The sequence below is a fragment of the Allopontixanthobacter confluentis genome (assembly GCF_009827615.1).
GTDB classification, from domain to species: Bacteria; Pseudomonadota; Alphaproteobacteria; order Sphingomonadales; family Sphingomonadaceae; genus Allopontixanthobacter; species Allopontixanthobacter confluentis.
The window spans coordinates 791946-808377 of the sequence record NZ_WTYU01000002.1; the positions used below are offsets into that span (position 1 = coordinate 791946).

At 59.4% G+C, this 16432-nt stretch carries 22 protein-coding genes and 1 tRNA gene; 16 read left to right on the forward strand and 7 right to left on the reverse strand.

Translation table 11 applies throughout. The features are described from left to right. The first annotated feature begins 110 nt into the window (after positions 1-110). The gene (locus tag GRI44_RS12050; RefSeq protein ID WP_160602001.1) at positions 111-500 is read left to right on the forward strand and encodes a PepSY domain-containing protein; all 390 of its coding nucleotides are present in this window, start codon (positions 111-113) and stop codon (positions 498-500) included. A 76-nt stretch (positions 501-576) separates the two neighbouring features. On the opposite strand, the gene GRI44_RS12055 is transcribed toward GRI44_RS12050, so the two are convergent. After that, positions 577-825 carry a hypothetical protein gene (locus GRI44_RS12055; protein WP_160602002.1) on the reverse strand — a complete coding sequence of 83 codons (249 nt, stop codon included), beginning with the start codon at positions 823-825 and terminating at the stop codon, positions 577-579. A gap of 229 nt (positions 826-1054) precedes the next feature. Between GRI44_RS12055 and GRI44_RS12060 the strand changes: the two genes are divergently transcribed. The 6 genes from GRI44_RS12060 to GRI44_RS12085 all read left to right on the forward strand — a co-directional run bounded on the left by GRI44_RS12060 (position 1055) and on the right by GRI44_RS12085 (position 3954). Further along, complete coding sequence (locus GRI44_RS12060; RefSeq protein ID WP_160602003.1) at positions 1055-2122, forward strand: ribonucleotide-diphosphate reductase subunit beta; 1068 nt, start codon at positions 1055-1057, stop codon at positions 2120-2122. Between the two features lie 33 nt (positions 2123-2155). Next, positions 2156-2566, forward strand: coding sequence for a hypothetical protein (locus GRI44_RS12065; RefSeq protein WP_160602004.1), 411 nt, complete (start codon positions 2156-2158; stop codon positions 2564-2566). 67 nt (positions 2567-2633) lie between these two features. After that, complete coding sequence (locus tag GRI44_RS12070) at positions 2634-2945, forward strand: helix-turn-helix domain-containing protein (RefSeq protein ID WP_160602005.1); 312 nt, start codon at positions 2634-2636, stop codon at positions 2943-2945. After that, the gene (locus GRI44_RS12075; RefSeq protein ID WP_160602006.1) at positions 2938-3357 is read left to right on the forward strand and encodes a hypothetical protein; all 420 of its coding nucleotides are present in this window, start codon (positions 2938-2940) and stop codon (positions 3355-3357) included. The genes GRI44_RS12070 and GRI44_RS12075 overlap by 8 nt, the downstream gene beginning before the upstream one ends. A 78-nt stretch (positions 3358-3435) precedes the next feature. Next, positions 3436-3750 (forward strand): DUF1294 domain-containing protein, encoded by a 315-nt coding sequence (locus GRI44_RS12080; RefSeq protein WP_408609207.1) that lies wholly within the window; start codon positions 3436-3438, stop codon positions 3748-3750. Between the two features lie 24 nt (positions 3751-3774). Then, positions 3775-3954 (forward strand): hypothetical protein, encoded by a 180-nt coding sequence (locus tag GRI44_RS12085; RefSeq protein ID WP_160602007.1) that lies wholly within the window; start codon positions 3775-3777, stop codon positions 3952-3954. A 28-nt stretch (positions 3955-3982) separates the two neighbouring features. On the opposite strand, the gene GRI44_RS12090 is transcribed toward GRI44_RS12085, so the two are convergent. After that, a complete protein-coding gene (locus tag GRI44_RS12090) occupies positions 3983-4540 on the reverse strand; it encodes a thermonuclease family protein (RefSeq protein WP_232843129.1) in 558 nt (185 codons plus the stop codon). A 118-nt stretch (positions 4541-4658) separates the two neighbouring features. Here GRI44_RS12090 and GRI44_RS12095 point away from each other — a divergent pair, with 118 nt between their 5' ends. From GRI44_RS12095 to GRI44_RS12125, 7 genes are all read left to right on the forward strand, one after another. Further along, positions 4659-5576, forward strand: a complete 918-nt coding sequence (locus tag GRI44_RS12095; RefSeq protein ID WP_160602008.1) for a sulfotransferase domain-containing protein — start codon at positions 4659-4661, stop codon at positions 5574-5576. Positions 5577-5657: 81 nt separating this feature from the next. Then, a complete protein-coding gene (argB, locus tag GRI44_RS12100) occupies positions 5658-6566 on the forward strand; it encodes an acetylglutamate kinase (RefSeq protein ID WP_160602009.1) in 909 nt (302 codons plus the stop codon). Beyond that, a complete protein-coding gene (locus tag GRI44_RS12105; RefSeq protein ID WP_160602010.1) occupies positions 6563-7168 on the forward strand; it encodes a hypothetical protein in 606 nt (201 codons plus the stop codon). The genes argB and GRI44_RS12105 overlap by 4 nt, the downstream gene beginning before the upstream one ends. Before the next feature lie 111 nt (positions 7169-7279). After that, positions 7280-7540: a YggT family protein gene (locus GRI44_RS12110; protein ID WP_160602391.1), complete on the forward strand. Its 261-nt coding sequence runs from the start codon at positions 7280-7282 to the stop codon at positions 7538-7540. Continuing rightward, positions 7537-8430: a bifunctional methylenetetrahydrofolate dehydrogenase/methenyltetrahydrofolate cyclohydrolase FolD gene (folD, locus tag GRI44_RS12115; protein WP_160602011.1), complete on the forward strand. Its 894-nt coding sequence runs from the start codon at positions 7537-7539 to the stop codon at positions 8428-8430. The genes GRI44_RS12110 and folD overlap by 4 nt, the downstream gene beginning before the upstream one ends. Further along, positions 8427-9125 (forward strand): hypothetical protein, encoded by a 699-nt coding sequence (locus GRI44_RS12120; RefSeq protein WP_160602012.1) that lies wholly within the window; start codon positions 8427-8429, stop codon positions 9123-9125. Before folD ends, GRI44_RS12120 begins: the two co-directional genes overlap by 4 nt. A 3-nt stretch (positions 9126-9128) precedes the next feature. Next, positions 9129-9752, forward strand: coding sequence for a MarC family protein (locus GRI44_RS12125; RefSeq protein WP_160602013.1), 624 nt, complete (start codon positions 9129-9131; stop codon positions 9750-9752). Between the two features lie 18 nt (positions 9753-9770). Here GRI44_RS12125 and GRI44_RS12130 read toward each other — a convergent pair whose 3' ends face one another. Both GRI44_RS12130 and GRI44_RS12135 read right to left on the reverse strand, forming a co-directional pair. Continuing rightward, positions 9771-10382: an LON peptidase substrate-binding domain-containing protein gene (locus GRI44_RS12130; RefSeq protein WP_160602014.1), complete on the reverse strand. Its 612-nt coding sequence runs from the start codon at positions 10380-10382 to the stop codon at positions 9771-9773. Between the two features lie 4 nt (positions 10383-10386). Beyond that, positions 10387-11295 carry a tetratricopeptide repeat protein gene (locus GRI44_RS12135; RefSeq protein WP_160602015.1) on the reverse strand — a complete coding sequence of 303 codons (909 nt, stop codon included), beginning with the start codon at positions 11293-11295 and terminating at the stop codon, positions 10387-10389. Positions 11296-11482: 187 nt separating this feature from the next. Here GRI44_RS12135 and GRI44_RS12140 point away from each other — a divergent pair. Continuing rightward, positions 11483-11557 (forward strand) — tRNA-Gly (locus GRI44_RS12140). 235 nt (positions 11558-11792) lie between these two features. Continuing rightward, positions 11793-13940, forward strand: coding sequence for a TonB-dependent receptor (locus GRI44_RS12145; protein ID WP_232843130.1), 2148 nt, complete (start codon positions 11793-11795; stop codon positions 13938-13940). A 1-nt stretch (position 13941) separates the two neighbouring features. On the opposite strand, the gene GRI44_RS12150 is transcribed toward GRI44_RS12145, so the two are convergent. From GRI44_RS12150 to GRI44_RS12160, 3 genes are all read right to left on the reverse strand, one after another. Beyond that, entirely contained in the window at positions 13942-15123 is a 1182-nt protein-coding gene (locus GRI44_RS12150; RefSeq protein ID WP_160602016.1) for a saccharopine dehydrogenase family protein, read from the reverse strand. Between the two features lie 114 nt (positions 15124-15237). Continuing rightward, positions 15238-15792 (reverse strand): dCTP deaminase, encoded by a 555-nt coding sequence (gene dcd, locus GRI44_RS12155; protein ID WP_160602017.1) that lies wholly within the window; start codon positions 15790-15792, stop codon positions 15238-15240. A gap of 58 nt (positions 15793-15850) precedes the next feature. Continuing rightward, positions 15851-16393, reverse strand: coding sequence for a hypothetical protein (locus tag GRI44_RS12160; protein ID WP_232843131.1), 543 nt, complete (start codon positions 16391-16393; stop codon positions 15851-15853). Between the last annotated feature and the right edge of the window lie 39 nt (positions 16394-16432).

Below are 16432 nucleotides of genomic sequence, written 5' to 3' on the forward strand. Positions count from 1 at the left end.
GCCCGATGGCCGGGGTGTGCCGCACTGAATAATACAAGGCGCGACAATCTGTTGCTTGCGCGCCGGGCCATCATGGTTATCGCGGCGCCATTGCAGATTTTGAGGTATTCATGCGTAAATGGCATCGCTGGCTGTCGGTCTTTTTCGGCGTCTTTCTTTTCTGGATCGCGGCCACCGGCCTGTTGAGCCAGGCGGCGGATTTGTGGCCTTCCGCAGAGCCAACCACGGCTGAACAGCTTGCGCCCGCGCCGCCTGCCGCTTTCGTTTGCCCGAAAGGCTGGCGCTGCCGCCCGCCCGAGGCGACCACCGGCTTCGCTTCGCTCAAGGGTTTCTTCCACCACCTCCATTCGGGTGAGGAATTTGGCCTGCCGGGCGTGATCATTTCTATCCTGTCAGGGCTGGCGCTGGCATTTTTCAGCCTGTCCGGCCTGTGGATGTATATCCGCATGTGGTCGAACCGCCGGTCGAAGAAGCTGAATGGCGGAATGTTCTGGAAATAAACACAGGAAAGGCGCCTGCCCCATGTGACGGGCAGGCGCCTTTCAGATTGCTTTCGGCTCGCAGAATGCGTGGCGGTCAGCCTTCCTTGGCGGCGTCTTTCTCGCTCTCGCCATCCTTGGTGCGGGCATTGCCGTAACCCGGTTGGCTGCCCATATCGGGATCAGCGGCAATCGGGTTGCCCGCATCTTCCAGTTTCGCCGGTTGGGGCGAAGTATCGTCATTCACATTCTGGGCCTGGTTGACTTCATACTGGTCATATTCAGGCCGCGCTGCGCCAACCTTGTTCCTGATTGCCTGCGGTTCGTTGGTCTGGTCTTGTGCCATGGTCCGGTTCCTTTGCTGCTGGCCGCCCGCATATTGCGCCGGCCCCTTGCCCTGTTAACGGGCGGCAGCGGGCAAGTGTTCCGGCAGGCATGGTCCGCCCGACCATGGCAAGGGGGTCACAAATAAAAATATACCCCTTTATCCACGCCGAATCATAAACTCTTGCCTTCGCTTTCAGGCCATGATTCCCTATGTATAACGCCACACTGAATTCCGATGGAGACACTAGATGTCGTTGACCGAAGCCCGCAAGACCTACAAGCCCTTCGAATATCCGTGGGCTTACGACTTCTGGAAACGGCAGCAGCAAATCCACTGGATGCCCGAAGAAGTGCCCCTGGGCGAAGATTGCCGCGACTGGGCGCAGAACCTGTCCGACCATGAGCGGAACCTGCTGACGCAGATCTTCCGTTTCTTCACCCAGGCCGACGTGGAAGTGCAGGATTGCTACCACGAAAAATATGGCCGCGTGTTCAAACCGACCGAAGTGAAGATGATGCTGGCCGCCTTTTCCAACATGGAAACGGTGCATATCGCCGCCTATTCCCACCTGCTCGACACCATCGGCATGCCGGAAAGCGAATATGGCATGTTCCTCGAATATGAGGAGATGAAGGCGAAGCACGATTATCTGCAGGAATTCGGCGTCGACACTGACGAGGATATTGCCCGCACGCTGGCCATGTTCGGCGGCTTTACCGAAGGGCTGCAGTTGTTCGCCAGCTTCGCCATGCTGATGAATTTTCCGCGCTTCAACAAGATGAAGGGCATGGGGCAGATCGTCAGCTGGTCCATCCGCGACGAATCGCTGCATTGCGAAGGCATCACGCGCCTGTTCCACGCATTCTGCGCGGAGCGGGACTGCCTGACGAAAGCGGTGAAGGAAGACATCATGGATGCCTGCCAGAAAACCGTTCGCCTGGAAGACAATTTCATCGATCTGGCGTTTGAACAGGGCCCTGTGCCGGGGATGACGGCGAAGGAAATCAAGCATTACATCCGCTACATCGCGGATTGGCGCCTCAGCCAGCTGGGCCTGCCGGCCATCTACATGGTGGAAGACCACCCGCTGCCCTGGCTCGCCCCGCTGATCAACGGTGTGGAACACGCCAACTTCTTCGAAACCCGCGCGACTGAATATTCCAAGGGCGCGACCAAGGGCAACTGGCAGGACGTATGGAGCAGCTTCGACAAACGCCAGTCCGCCAAAAAAGGCGACCAGGCCAATGACGTAGTCGCCGACGACGGCCCGGGCCTGTTTGGCGATGATGCTGGTGGAAGCGTGGCGGCGGAGTAATTCTGCGCTTGTGCTTTATACCGGTATCAGTATATGAGCGAGATAGAACGCCGATTTCGGCTGATCGTGGACCAACAGGTGGGGGTGGATTTAGCCCGTGTTCGACAAGAGGATTCTTGGGCGCATGCTCAAATCATCGCTCTGCTCCAAGAATATGCAGCGGGGACATTTCCTCCAGAAGAGCTAATTGACGAGCGCTTTGAAAGTGAAGAGATCGAAAATGTTGAGCCATTGTGGCATCTGCAGGATCGACGGCTCAACGTTTATCGTCTCAAGCTTGTCAATGTTGGGAGATGGAGAGTGCTGACCGCGGGCGATCGGCAAAGTCGCGAAGTTGCGGTTTTGGCTGTAATGCATCGCGCGCAAAACTATCAGGCCGATAGGCCACTAATGGATAGGATTAAGAAAAGTTATGAAAGCCTCGGCTTCAAACCGTTGGGTTAACGTAGTTGGCCGGACTAGGACTTCGTCGTCGCCAACCTTTCGATTCCGCCGCAAAGATTTCAAACATTTGGATGGATTGCCTCAAGGTTTTTCGACTCTTGAGTCATTTTTGGCAAAAGTCGACCAAGCGCCTGATGTGGAAATGCTTCAGGAAGCTAGGCGCTTGCTTGTTGATAGGCGGAAGGTCATCGGATTGGCCGCATTGCGGCTTAAGCGTGGGTTGAGCCAAGCGGAGTTGGCAAAGGCAATTGGCACTTCGCAACCGCGTCTATCTTCTTGGGAGCGCGGCACTGAAAAGCCGGGTTATGATAGTTTGCGCAGAATAAAAGACGAGCTTCAAGTGACCTTCGACGAGTTAATGGAGGCGCTTGATGCCTGAAATAGAAGCATATTCCCTATTTTGTGAGGATGTGAGGTGGGAAGCAAACGGCGCGCCAATGTTCCTGGGCATGATGTCTCCCGTTTTCCATCCCACTGAGTATCCTGCAAATCTTTCCAAGATCGTCTTAGCTACCCTTTTCAGGTCAGACTGTAGCAAAGACAAATTCCTCGCAGAACTAATTTTAGAAAAAATCTCAGCAAGTGGCGCCGAAACTCTAGACTCCTTCGACGCCGAATTTGAGCGAAATGAGTTTGATGAAGGCCAATTTCAGTGGGTAGCCGTTTCGACTTTGCCCATTGAAAACATAGAATTTGAACAGGGGAATTCTCTCAAAGCGACATTGAAAATTGAATCGAACACTTGGGAGACTTATTTGACCGCCGGTACGACCATTCAGCCTGATAAATAGGATGGCTATCCAGCAATGAGTTAAAGCATAAGGGTTTTTCGATTAATATTCCCCCTCCCCCCACTAATGCTTGTGGTCATGCAAATGCACTTCCTCACCCACGCCAATATCGCCACATTCCTGATCGCGATGAACTTCATCGCCTTTGCGGCGTTTGGCATCGACAAGATGCTGGCGGAAGCGGGGCCAAGGGGGTCGGTGCGGCGGATATCGGAAGCGACTTTGTTGCAGTTGGCCTTTTTGGGCGGGATTTTCGGGGCGTTTGCGGGGCGGCATCTGTTCCGGCACAAGACGCGCAAGCAACCATTTTTCACCCGCCTTTATGTGGTCGCGGTGGTGCAGGTGATGGGGCTTGGCATGGTGGCGGGCTGGTTTTATCTCCATCAGGGTTAACCGCCTCGCCCGCATGATGCGGCCATGTTCGGTCCGCGTCTTAACACCGTTTTCGCCAGCCGCTGGAAAGCGGTGTGGTGGTCAGCCGTGGTGCTGATGACCGCCTATTGCAGCGTGCCATCCCCTGACAAAGCCGGCGCCAGACAGGCCGCTGCCGATAGCGCCGCGAAGGACGCTAATCCATGGGCGCTGGACCCGCAATAAGCGCCTGCCTGTTCCAGTATTGGCGGGTCTAAACCCCGGCCTGCTGGCACCAGTCGATGGAACTGGGCCACACATCCGACAGGCCCTCTGCCACCAATATCGCGCCCAGGCTCTGCCCGCCGCGTGTCACGTTGCGCAGTTTGCGGCCATACCGGTCCATGTCCCGCCCATCGGGATTGGGGGCGAGGGTAAATGGCCCCTGATTGAGCAGCGCCTGCAACCGCTGCGTCGCGCGGCGGCCCAATTCCGCTTCGCGCGCGCAGGCCGGGCTGCCGGTTTCCGGCGTGTCGATATCGGCAATGCGGATCTTGTCGCCGCGATACCAGAACGTGTCCCCATCCACCACGCAAGTGACGCGCACCGGCCCCGAACACGCGCCGAATTGCGCGCTTTGCGTATCCTGCGGGCTGGCGCTGGTGATGGACGAGGGGGGCGCGGTTTCGGCCGCGCTGCGCCACATGTCGTAAATGATCCATCCCGACACCAGCGCCACCATCAGCACAAAGGGCATGACCTGCCATGCAGCCTTGCCCCAGCCGCCCGATGTGCGGCGTGATGTCTTGTGATTTGCGCGGTTTCGTCCCATCGGCGCTGCTTACCAGCGCGGCAGCAAAGCGCCAGCCGGATGTGCGCCAAGCGGTTGTTTGAAAGCTGCTTTTTTCGGCACCCTTGCCACAATGCTGCGGCACTGTAACATTTGCGCCATGCCCGAGAGAATGCCCCGCCGCGCCCGCACACTGGCAGAGTTCACCGCCGCGCTGGCCGCCATGGCCCCTGATGCGGATGAACTGGCGCAGTTCAGCGCTTACGTCCCGCAGGCAGGCGATGTCATCATCACCCCCTTTGCCAAATGCGGCACCACCCTGTTGCAGCAGATGTTCCACCAGCTGCGCACCGGCGCTGCCGGCGGCGACATGGAATTTGACGATATCAGCCGCGTGGTCCCGTGGATCGAGGAAAGCGTGGGCCTCGGCCTCGATCTGAATGCGCCCCAGCGGGCCATGCCGCGCGGGTTCAAGAGCCATCTGGCCTATCCCGATCTGCCGCCTGGCCTGCGCTACATCGTCGCCCTGCGCGACCCGGTGGCGGCGTTCATGTCGTTCTACCATTTCATGGAAGGGTGGTTTTTCGAACCCGGCACCATCACGCCGGAAGAATTCCTGCCCGGCTGGGAAAATGGCGGGCCCAACCAGCGCAATTATTCCGCCCATCTGCTCAGTTGGTGGGCGCGGCGGGCAGAGGCGGACACATTGCTGATGAGCTATGACGGCATCGTGGCGCACAAGCCCGCCGCCATCCGTGCCATGGCGCAATTTTGCGATATTGCGCTGGATGATGCGCTGCTGGGCCTGGTGGAACATCGCACCAGCCGTGCCTACATGGCGCAGCACGCAGACCGGTTTGACGATGCGTTGCAGCGCATCCGCAGCGAAACGCATGGCGGACTGCCCGCAGGCAGCCAGACTGCCAAGGTCAGCTTCCGCGCAGATGGCAGCGCCCGCGAAAAAACCGCCACCCCAGCCAGCGTGACGCAGCACATCACCGCCATGTGGGAAAAGGACATTGCCCTTGTGACCGGGCATGCCGATTTCGCCTCGCTCGCAGCAGAGCTGGAAATCTAGCGTGCTATGCGCTTTCCACTACCCGCATGAGCCGCTAAACGCGCCGCATAACGCGCCACAACACGCTAAGGACGCTGCATCATGAGCACCAGCCCGCCCCGGACTGACGACACCAAATTCCTGGCCAAGGCGGAAACGCTGATCGAGGCGCTGCCTTATTTCCAGCGCTACAAGGGCCGCACTTTCGTGGTGAAATACGGCGGACACGCCATGGGCGACCCCAAGGCCGCGCGCGAATTTGCAGAAGACATCGTGCTGCTGAAAGCAGTCGGCATCAACCCGGTGGTGGTTCACGGCGGCGGCCCGCAAATCGGTGCAATGCTGAAACGGCTGGGCGTGGAAAGCAGCTTCGTCGATGGATTGCGCGTGACGGACAAGGCCACTGCCGAAATTGCCGAAATGGTCCTGTCAGGCGCGATCAACAAGGAACTGGTCGGCTGGATTGCGGCCGCGGGCGGCAAGGCCATCGGCATTTCGGGCAAGGATGGCGGGCTGGTCACGGCCACCAAGGTTGAACGCACCACCAAAGACCCGGAAAGCAATATCGAACGCGTGGTCGATCTGGGCTTTGTCGGGGAACCATCCGAAGTGGACACCACCATTCTCGACACCGCCAGCGCGGCAGGGATGATCCCCGTGGTTGCGCCCATTGGCGCGGGCAAGGATGGCCATACATATAATATCAACGCCGACACCATGGCCGGCGCTATTGCTGCTGCTCTTGGCGCGGCGCGCCTGTTCCTGCTGACCGATGTGAAGGGTGTGCTGGACAAGGACGGCGAGTTGGTCACCGATCTTGACCCGGCGGCCATCCAGAAATTGCGCGAAGAAGGCGCGATTACCGGCGGCATGATCCCCAAACTGGAAACCTGTGTGCAGGCAGTGGAAGCAGGCTGCGAGGCCGCCGTGGTGCTGGATGGGCGTGTGCCCCATGCGATGCTGCTGGAATTCTTCACCTCGCACGGTGCGGGCACGCTGATCCGCGCATGACGATGCGGGCGGCTTTCCTGTTGCCGCTGCCGCTGCCGCTGCTGGTGCTGGCGCTGGCGTCCTGCGGGCAGAATTCTGTCGCGCCGCCGCCTGATGTGCAGCAGCCAGAAACGGCGCAGCCACGGATGGCGGAAACTCCTCCGCAAACGCCGCCTTCGCCGCCGCCCCCACCTCCGCCACCTCCGCCACCTCCGGCAATCATGCTGGATATCGGCGCAGTGGACAGCACGGATTGTGGCCGCGTCCTGCGCTATTATGCGACCGCGCTGCACGCTCGCCTGTTTCCCGCCGCATCACGTATCTGGCCAGCCCAAAGCGGTGTGGATGGGACTGTGCTACAGCAGCGCTATGCAGATTATCGTTCCATCGACTTGCAGATTGGCAAGCTGAGCGTGGAAGGGGCCGCGGGTTCGCTGTTCTGCGAAGCGCAGGTCACGCTGCTGGAAGCTGCAGGCACGGGGCGCGCGCCGCAGCGCGGTGTCATCACCCTGCGCCGCGTCAACGATGTGCCCGGTGCCACAGCGCAGCAACGCCGCTGGACCATCAGGCAGAGCACTTTGGGCGAAGATGTGGCGGGCGCTGATCGGCCTCCGCCGCGATAATTGCGTATTATGCGGTTGATACAGTTACGCCCCCTCGGGTAGTGGAGGGGAAATACTCTTTATCCTTCGCCGAAAGGACGTCCATTGGGCCTGATAATCGACATAGTTTCCATGCTGATCAACGTGCTTGTCATGCTGATTATCGTGCAGTTCATCATCGGATTGCTGTTTGCCTTCAACGTGGTCAATTCCAGCAATGATTTTCTTCAGCAGATTTACCGCTCGATCAATTCCCTGCTGGAACCGGTTCTGAACCCGATTCGGAAGATACTTCCGGCAACCGGCGCGATTGACTTCTCGCCGCTGGTTCTGATTCTGGGGCTGCAGATTTTCATGCGGATTCTGGTCGAAGTGGCCATTGCAACATCATGACCGCTGAACTGATAGACGGCAAAGCCTTCGCGCTTTCCCTGCGCGAAAAGGTCGGCGAAATTGCCGCTGCCTTTGAGAAAAAGGCTGGGCGCAAGGCGGGCCTCGCCGTGGTGCTGGTGGGGGATGATCCGGCCAGTCAGGTCTATGTCAGGTCCAAGGGCAAGGCGACGGTGGCTGCCCATATGGAAAGTTTCGAACATCGTCTGCCGGATGATGTTTCCAATGAAACGCTGATGGCGCTGGTGAAGCAGCTTAATGATGATCCGGCGGTTGATGGCATTCTGGTGCAATTGCCGCTGCCAGCGCATCTGGACGAACAATCGATTATCGCTGCGATTTCGCCGGACAAGGATGTTGACGGGTTTCATGTCATCAATGCGGGCAGGCTGTCAGTGGGGCAGCCAGGGTTCGTGCCGTGTACGCCGCTGGGCTGCATGATGCTGCTGTCAGACCGGCTGGGCGATCTTTCGGGGCTGGACGCGGTGGTTATCGGCCGTTCGAACATTGTCGGAAAACCCATGGCGCAGCTGTTGCTGGACGCCAATGCCACGGTCACGATTGCGCATAGCCGCACGAAAAACCTGGCTGACGTGGTGCGCCGTGCCGATATCGTAGTGGCGGCTGTGGGCCGGCCCGAGATGATCGGCAAGGACTGGATCAAGCCGGGGGCCACCGTCATTGATGTCGGCATCAACCGTGTGCCCGGCTCTGAAGAAGGCAAGACCAGGCTGGTGGGCGACGTGGCGTTTGACGAAGCAGCTGAAGTGGCCGGTGCGATCACGCCTGTGCCGGGCGGTGTTGGCCCAATGACCATCGCGGTGCTGCTGCGCAATACGCTGGTGGCGGCACACCGCAATGCGGGCTTCGAACTTGCCGCTGGTGCGCTTTGACGTCGGCGTTCAGATTTCTGCTGGCCTGCAGTCTGGCTGCATCGCTGGCGGCCTGTGCCGGAGGGCAGCGGAACATTGGTCCACGCCTTGCGCCCGTTGCCAACCCCAGTGCCGTCATCGCGACGGAACTCGCCTTTGCGCGGGCCGCACGCGAACAGGGGCAGTGGACTGCCTTTCGCCAATTCGCGACCGACAATGCGCTGCTGTTCGGCACGAATGGCGCGTTCGAGGCGCAACCATGGCTGAAAAAACAGGCAGATCCCGCGCAGGCAGTGGTGTGGCAGCCATTTGCCGTATGGAGCAGCTGCGACGGATCGCTGGCAGCCACCAGTGGCGGCTATCGGGAGCCGGAAGGCGCCACCGGACATTTCTATACCGTGTGGGAACGGCAGGACAACGGCACGTATAAGTGGATCTTTGATTTCGGCATACCAACGCCGCTCGCCCCGGCGGAACCTGACAGCATTTCCGCCAGTATCGCCAATTGCAAACTGGCCGACAAGGCAGTGGCGGCAGACCCTGCGCTCAGCCTGCGGTATTCCGCCGACAAAACCTTGGCCTGGGCATTTCAAATGGCTGATCACACAGTTGGTCACAAGGCTGGAAATGGGACGCGCACGCTGTATGTGTGGGCTGCGGGTGAAAACGTCATGACGCTGGTGCTCGAAGCCGCCGCCAACCCGATTGCAGAGTAAGCCATGCTAGAATTGTTCTTTTCAGCCTTTGTCACGCTGTTTGTGATTATCGACCCGCCGGGCTGCGCGCCCATTTATGCGGGGCTGACACAGAAGGCCAATGCCGCGCAGCGCCGGTCCATGGCCATCCGCGCCACAGTCATTGCCACTGGCATCCTGCTGTTTTTCGCGGTGCTGGGCGAAGAAGTGCTGGGCGCGCTGCATATTGAACTGGATGCCTTCCGCATTGCAGGCGGCATTATGCTGTTCCTCATCGCGCTGGAAATGGTGTTTGAAAAACGCACCCAGCGGCGCGAAGACCGTGCGGAAAAGGTCCGCTCGACCCCTGAAATAGAAGATGTGGCGGTGTTCCCCATGGCGATGCCGATGCTGGCAGGGCCGGGCGGCATCGCATCCATCATGTTGTTGATGGCGCGCGCTGAAGGGATCGAGGAGACATTCGTCATTCTGGCGGCGCTGGCGGCAGTGATGGTGTTGACGCTGCTTGCGCTGCTGGCAGCAGCCCCTTTGATGCGGCTGTTTGGATCGCAGTTTGAAGCGGTCCTGACGCGTCTGCTCGGTGTCGTTCTGGCAGCGCTTGCCGCGCAGTTTGTGATCAACGGATTGCGCGGAACATTCGGGCTTTAACGCACGGTCAGTTCACGTTTACTGCAGCGTTACCCGGTCATCATCGCTGTCCCGGCGACTGAAAAACTGCATCAACTGGACCAGCAATTCGCATCTTGTGCGCAGATCGTCCGCTTCCAGCAACGCCTGCTTGGCGGCGGGGTCAAACGGGGCAATCTGGGATACGCCATTGATGAGAGCCATATCATCCAGCCGGGCCACGGAATCCCAATCAACGCTGTAGCTTTGCGTATCGGCAAATTTCTTTGCTTCACGTTCAAAACTCGCGCGTTCGATGCTGCTCAGCACTTCGTCGTCGTCATCCTCAAGCAGTTCGGCTTCCACTTGGCGGAACGGGGTGCTGACATCCAGTTCGCGCAGGACGCGAAAGCGCTGCTCGCCTTCCAGCACCAAGTTGAACCGCCCATCATCCAGCGCTTCGAATTCGCCGATGCGCCCCACGCAGCCCACTTCGAACAGCGGTGCGCCTTCCTCGGGCCGTTGCGGCTGGATCATGGCGATCCGCCGGTCGCGGGCCAGCGCATCGCTGGCCAGCGCGCGATAACGCGGCTCGAACAGATGCAGCGGCAATTGCAGCCCGGGCAGCAGAATGGTGCCGGTAAGGGGGAAAATGGACAGGCGTTTGGCCATCAGGTCAGCCGAACAATATCTTGGACAGGCGGCGGCGCGTGGCAACCACCCAGGCATCCTCAAGGCCGACAGCCTCGAAAATCTGCAGCAGCTTTGCCTTGGCCGCGCCATCGTTCCATTCGCGGTCAGCCTCGATCATGCGGAGCAGGGTATCGGCCGCTTCATCGCGCGAATTACCGGCATAGGCAGCTTCAGCAAATGCCAGTTGCGCCTCCATGTCGGCCGGGCGTTCTGCAGCAGCGGCGCGCAAAGCCTGCAATTCCCCTTCGTTGACACTGGTGCCGGCCAGTTCAACCGCGCTGGTAGCGGCCTGTATCAGCGGATCGTCCTGCAATGCAGGGTCCAGCTCTGCCAGTATGGCGCGCGCATCATCAGCATGGCCCAGAGCCACCAGCGCGCGAACAAGGCCGGCGTGGGCGGCGGCATTATCCGGCACCATTTGAACCACCTGCCCGAAGATGCCTGCGGCCCGCTCCGCATCACCTTCCGCCAGAACCTGTTCGGCCATGGTGATGAATTCGGTAACATCCTGCTGCGGCGCCGCGCCATCACCAGTGGGATCGACAGGCAGTTTTTCCAGCAACTGGTCCAGCATCTGCTTAAGCTGGCTTTCCGTGCGTGCCTGCGTCAGGTCAGCCACCGGCTGGCCCTGGAACATGGCATATACCGTGGGGATGGAGCGCACCTGAAACTGCGACGCGATGAATTGGTCTTCATCGACATTCACTTTTGCCAGAATCACGCCCTTGTCGGCATATTCTGCCGCCACTTTTTCAAGCACGGGTGTAAGTGCCTTGCATGGTCCGCACCATTCGGCCCAGAAATCCAGCACGACCAGTTTGGTCATGGACGGTTCGACAATATCTTTCTTGAACCGGTCGACCGCTTTCTGTTCGTCGATACTAAGACCCATACTGGCCAAGGCGTGCTCCCATCATCAATTGCTACTGGCTGAATACCCAATGTGGGCCTTTCGGGCGATATGTGAAGGGCAAAAAGCCCGATCGAAAAAAGGTGCGATTTTCCCCTTGCTAGGTCGCGCGACCGCTGCTAATTGCCCGCCTCCCCACCGAGCCTACGGGCTTTGGAGAGCATTGTGAGCGGGCGTAGCTCAGGGGTAGAGCACAACCTTGCCAAGGTTGGGGTCGGGCGTTCGAATCGCCTCGCCCGCTCCATTTTCTTAAAAACATGATTTCCCCCTTGGGGGCCCCGGCGGGCGTTTGCCGGGGCATCTCCGCTGATCTGTTTTGGTTGGGCCATTGCCGGACTTTCACGGAACTCAGCGCGGTTTCGGTCTTCCAAAGGGCGCGCGGTGCAATCCGTACGCCCGAACCATGCAGTCTGCCCGATTTATGCCTGCACACCGCGATTTGGTGTTGCATCTGCCCAATCCTGCGCTAACGGGACGATATGTTGTATCATAAAATCAAAACTCTGGGGCGCTCGTCCGTTTCCATCTTCGTGCTGTCCGTTCTTTCCATGCCAGCGGTGGCCGCGGCGCAGGATGCCCCGCCAGCCGGCACGCCAGAGCAGGTCGCCCCCACTTTGGCAGATCAGCAAGCTGACGATGATTTTCATGACCGGCGCAATGATTATGCCGGCGAAATTGTCGTCAATGCAGTTGGCCTGACCCAGCTGGACGTGCTGGCCGGCACATCGGTGATGGAAGGGATTGAACTTCAGCGCAGCCTTGACGGGCAGGTGGGCGAAGTGCTGGCGAAACTGCCGGGCGTTTCTGCCACCAGCTTTTCGCCCGGCGCATCGCGCCCTGTCCTGCGCGGCTTTTCGGGCGAGCGGGTGCGGGTTCTGGTTGATGGGATTGGCGCGATCGACGTGTCCAACACCTCTGCCGATCATGCCGTGTCAATCGACCCGCTGACTGCCGAACGGATCGAGGTTTTGCGCGGCCCTGCCGTCATGTTGTATGGCAGCCAGGCGATTGGCGGCGCGGTCAATGTGATCGACAAGCGCATCCCGTTGCGGCGTTTGAAGGAGCCTGTCCATATTGATGCGCTGGTTGGCGCCGATACGGCAGCAAACAAGCGTGAAGCCGGCGCTTCTGTCGATTTCCCGCTGGGCGATGCCTTCGCATTCCATATCGACGGATCGTACCGGAAAACGGATGATCTTGACGTTCCCGGCTTCACCTATGCCCCGGCATTGCGGGCTGAATTGCTCACCGCGGCGGACCTTTCGGCAGACCCTGCCGAAGCTGCCGAATTGCGCGATGCTGCTGGCCTGCGCGGAGTGCTGCCCAACAGCGCGACCGAGACTTTCAGCGGCAATGCGGGCTTTGCCTTCTTTGCCGGCGGCAGCAATCTGGGCGCAGCAATCGGCGTGTATGATACCAATTATGGCATTCCCGGGCGGCCGGGGCCGGGCGCAGAAGATGATGTCAGCATCGATCTGCACCAGTTCCGTGCGGATATGCGCGGTGAACTGGCGCTGGGCAGCGGGTTTTTCAAAGGCCTGCAAACCCGCTTCGGCTACAGCAATTACACCCATACCGAATTTGAAGGCGATGAAGTCGGCACCACTTTCGATGTAAAAGGGTTCGAGGCGCGCGCGCTGCTGGAACAGAACCGGCGCGGAAGCTGGAGCGGTTCTGTCGGCACGCAATATTACTTCCGCGATTTTGCCGCAGAAGGCGAAGAAGCCTATATTGCGCCCAATCTGACATCGCAGCTGGCATTCTTTGCCTTGCAGGAAGTGGGCATCGGACCGGTCCAGCTGGAAGTGGCTGGCCGTTATGAACATGGCCGCGTCGAATCGCAGGCATTGGGGGTCACGCGCGGGTTCAACAGCCTGTCGGGCGCCGTCAGCCTGGCGCATGAAACCGAAAGCGGCTTGCGCTTTGGCGTCACCGGATCCCACGCGGAACGTGCGCCCAGCGCGGAAGAACTGTTTTCCAACGGTCCACATATCGCCACCCAGGCATTTGAAGTGGGCGATACCGGCCTGTCAAAAGAACGCGCATTGGGCGCAGAAGCCTTTGTGCGCGGCAAGATCGGTCTGGCCACCATCAATCTGGCGGTCTTCAAAAGCTGGTTTACCGACTACATCTATCTGGAAGAAACCGGACTGGTCGAAGACGGCCTGCCAGTATTCCAATATCTTCAGGGCGATGCCAATTATGCCGGTGTGGAAGGGCAGATCACCCTGCCGCTGATCGATAGCGGCCCGTTCACCCTCCTCGCCGATATTCGCGGCGATTACATCCGGGCTGAACTGGACGATGGATCGCCGCTGCCGCGCATCCCGCCGCTCAGTCTGCTGGGCGCGCTGGAAGCACAAACGGAGCGTGTGGATGTGCGCGCCGAGGTCCAATGGTCGGACAGCCAGAGCAGGCTGGCTCCGTTTGAAACGCCGACTGACAGCTTTACCTTCGTCAATGCTTCCATCGCGTGGAAGCCACTGCGCGGCGAGGACAATCTCACCATCATGTTGCAGGCGGAGAATATCTTTGATGCAACGGGCCGCCGCCACGCCAGCTTCACGAAGGATTTCGTGCCGCTGGCGGGACGCAATTTCAAGATCAGCGCGCGGGCCAGTTTCTGATCTAGTTTTCCAGTGTAAAGGTCAGATCGGCGTGGTCTTCTAGCCGTTTGACCAGTTTTTCACCCAGGAAGGAGCCGGGCGTGCCAATGCCGCCCGGCGTATCAGTGGCCAGCAGGGCGATCCCGGTTTCTGACAGCATCCGGCTGGTGGAACCATAGCCCGGGTCGTACCGGCCCTTGACGCTGTAATGGATGGTCTGGCCATCCGGCATCTCGCCCACGAACAGGACATCGTAAAAGCCGTTTTCGCGTTCTGCCGGGGTCGGGCCTTCGCCCGGCTTGGGACCGCCGCTGCCGAACGGGTTTTTCAGGGCCGCAGCCACGGCGCCAGCTGCTTTCTTGCCCATCTCCCCCGCGCTGGTCAGCACCATTTCATCATAGCGGAAATCCTCGCCATAGGGGTGCCCGAGCAGGAAATTGGTGCGGTGGACATTCTTGGTGTTGATGGCCGCCATGATGAAGGGCGCAGCCCAGCTTTCCAGCGCATCATCATATTCCGGGATCAGCCCCAGCGGCTGTGACGGGCCGGAAAAGCCGGGCGTCAGCGCGAAAGGGTCTTGCAGAACGCCGATGAGCCTGGGGTTTTTGGCCGCCGCTTTCATCGTCGCTTTCAGGCTGGCAGCGGTGCCGCCGGAAAATGTCCCTTGCATGGCGCGCACTCGCCCTTTCACCCGCGGGGCTGGCTTGCCGAAGCGTTTGACGGCTTCTTTTTCCAGCATCAACACACCAAGGTCGAACGGGATGGAATCAAAGCCCGATGAAAAACAGATCCGCGCGCCGGATTTGGCTGCTGTTTCGCCGTGCGCGTCAATCATCTGGCGCATCCATGCAGGTTCGCCGCACAGATCGGCATAGTCCGTGCCAGTACGGGCGCAGGTTTCCACCAGTTCATTGCCGTAAAGCTGGTAGGGGCCAACGGTGGTCAGCACCACGCGGGTGCGGTTGCACATGGCTTCCAGGCTGGCCGGGTCGGACGCATCGGCCACCACCAGCGGCGTATCGGCAGGCGCGCCGATCAACCCGCGCACTTCTTCCAGCTTTTGCTGGCTGCGGCCAGCCATGGCCCATTTCGGGCCATCATCGCGCGGGCCGTAATGATGGGCCAGATATTCCGCGACCAGGCGGCCGGTATATCCGGTGGCGCCATAGACAATGATATCGAATTCCCGGTCAGCCTTGCTCATCTTCTCATCTCCCGATTGTGGGGCCAGAGATGCGCGCTGGCGGGCGCTGTGTCAAAGACGCAGGGTCACGGCGGGCTGCGGGAGCAGGCAAGCGGCCCGCTCTACTTCAAAGAATCACAATTTGGGCAGGGTTACGCCGCGCTGGCCCATATATTTGCCGGCCCGGTCGGCATAGCTGGTCTCGCACGGTTCATTCCCTTTCAGGAACAGGAACTGGCACGCGCCTTCATTGGCGTAGATTTTTGCCGGCAGCGGAGTGGTGTTGGAAAATTCCAGCGTGACATGGCCTTCCCAGCCAGGTTCCAGCGGGGTCACATTCACGATGATGCCGCAGCGCGCATAGGTGGATTTGCCAAGGCAGATAACCAGCACATCATTGGGAATGCGGAAATATTCCACCGTGCGCGCCAGTGCAAAACTGTTGGGCGGAATGATGCAGCAATCCGTCTCGCGATCGACGAAGCTCTTGGGATCGAAATTTTTCGGATCGACCACGCTGCTGTCGACATTGGTGAAAATCTTGAATTCTGGCGCAACCCGGGCATCATAGCCGTAGGAGCTGAGGCCGTAGGAAATGCAGTCATCGCGCCGCTGTGCTTCCACAAACGGTTCGATCATGCCGTGTTCGGTCGCCTGGGACCGGATCCATTTATCGCTGAGAATCGCCATGCGGGGGTGATCCACCAAGCCTGCGCGCGGAGCAAGCGTTGCTGGGTCTTTTTCCCCGTTAGTTGATCTGTTTTGCACCAAGGCGCGGGTTCAGCGCGGTGATATGATTGAGCCAGTTTTTCGGTTTACGGAGCATTTTCTTCGGGAAATCCACCTTCAGCCCGACAATTTGCGCCATCTTGCCCACGAAATGGATGCAATTGCGATTGTCGAGCGAGTAATATTTCCCCGGCGCATCGCGCCATGCCTTCATCTCGGCCACCACCTGCCGGTATTGTGCATCGGTCAGCGTGACTGAGAAGTGCCGATTGGTGCTGGTCAGATATTTATCCGGTTCCACCACGATTTCATGTTCAACCGGGCCAGACAGGATGGCGGTCGAAACGGTCTTGGCGGTGAAGCCGTAATTTTCCTTCACTTTCTGGCCCGTGCCATCCAGCGTGCCTTCCAGCACCACGAAGGTATGCGGATAGCGGCCAAAGAACACAGAGCCGTTGAAGCTGTGAAAGCTCATGGTGACTGCAGCGGCAGCTGGCAGGGACCAGCCGAGCGCAGCAAGTGACAGGATGATGGCGACAAGACGTGACATGGGCTGTGTCATAGAGGCCAAGCATCTGAACGGGAACTGAAAACTGCGGCC

Coding starts and splice junctions, on each gene's coding strand:
- dcd (WP_160602017.1), bottom strand. CDS start 15,792: ATGGCGATTCTCAGCGATAAATGGATCCGGTCCCAGGCGACCGAACAC.
- GRI44_RS12090 (WP_232843129.1), bottom strand. CDS start 4,540: ATGGGACGAAACCGCGCAAATCACAAGACATCACGCCGCACATCGGGC.
- GRI44_RS12110 (WP_160602391.1), top strand. CDS start 7,280: ATGCTGATCAACGTGCTTGTCATGCTGATTATCGTGCAGTTCATCATC.
- GRI44_RS12050 (WP_160602001.1), top strand. CDS start 111: ATGCGTAAATGGCATCGCTGGCTGTCGGTCTTTTTCGGCGTCTTTCTT.
- GRI44_RS12065 (WP_160602004.1), top strand. CDS start 2,156: ATGAGCGAGATAGAACGCCGATTTCGGCTGATCGTGGACCAACAGGTG.
- GRI44_RS12160 (WP_232843131.1), bottom strand. CDS start 16,393: ATGACACAGCCCATGTCACGTCTTGTCGCCATCATCCTGTCACTTGCT.
- GRI44_RS12150 (WP_160602016.1), bottom strand. CDS start 15,123: ATGAGCAAGGCTGACCGGGAATTCGATATCATTGTCTATGGCGCCACC.
- argB (WP_160602009.1), top strand. CDS start 5,658: ATGAGCACCAGCCCGCCCCGGACTGACGACACCAAATTCCTGGCCAAG.
- GRI44_RS12135 (WP_160602015.1), bottom strand. CDS start 11,295: ATGGGTCTTAGTATCGACGAACAGAAAGCGGTCGACCGGTTCAAGAAA.
- folD (WP_160602011.1), top strand. CDS start 7,537: ATGACCGCTGAACTGATAGACGGCAAAGCCTTCGCGCTTTCCCTGCGC.
- GRI44_RS12125 (WP_160602013.1), top strand. CDS start 9,129: ATGCTAGAATTGTTCTTTTCAGCCTTTGTCACGCTGTTTGTGATTATC.
- GRI44_RS12145 (WP_232843130.1), top strand. CDS start 11,793: ATGTTGTATCATAAAATCAAAACTCTGGGGCGCTCGTCCGTTTCCATC.
- GRI44_RS12105 (WP_160602010.1), top strand. CDS start 6,563: ATGACGATGCGGGCGGCTTTCCTGTTGCCGCTGCCGCTGCCGCTGCTG.
- GRI44_RS12060 (WP_160602003.1), top strand. CDS start 1,055: ATGTCGTTGACCGAAGCCCGCAAGACCTACAAGCCCTTCGAATATCCG.
- GRI44_RS12075 (WP_160602006.1), top strand. CDS start 2,938: ATGCCTGAAATAGAAGCATATTCCCTATTTTGTGAGGATGTGAGGTGG.
- GRI44_RS12085 (WP_160602007.1), top strand. CDS start 3,775: ATGTTCGGTCCGCGTCTTAACACCGTTTTCGCCAGCCGCTGGAAAGCG.
- GRI44_RS12130 (WP_160602014.1), bottom strand. CDS start 10,382: ATGGCCAAACGCCTGTCCATTTTCCCCCTTACCGGCACCATTCTGCTG.
- GRI44_RS12095 (WP_160602008.1), top strand. CDS start 4,659: ATGCCCGAGAGAATGCCCCGCCGCGCCCGCACACTGGCAGAGTTCACC.
- GRI44_RS12080 (WP_408609207.1), top strand. CDS start 3,436: ATGCAAATGCACTTCCTCACCCACGCCAATATCGCCACATTCCTGATC.
- GRI44_RS12055 (WP_160602002.1), bottom strand. CDS start 825: ATGGCACAAGACCAGACCAACGAACCGCAGGCAATCAGGAACAAGGTT.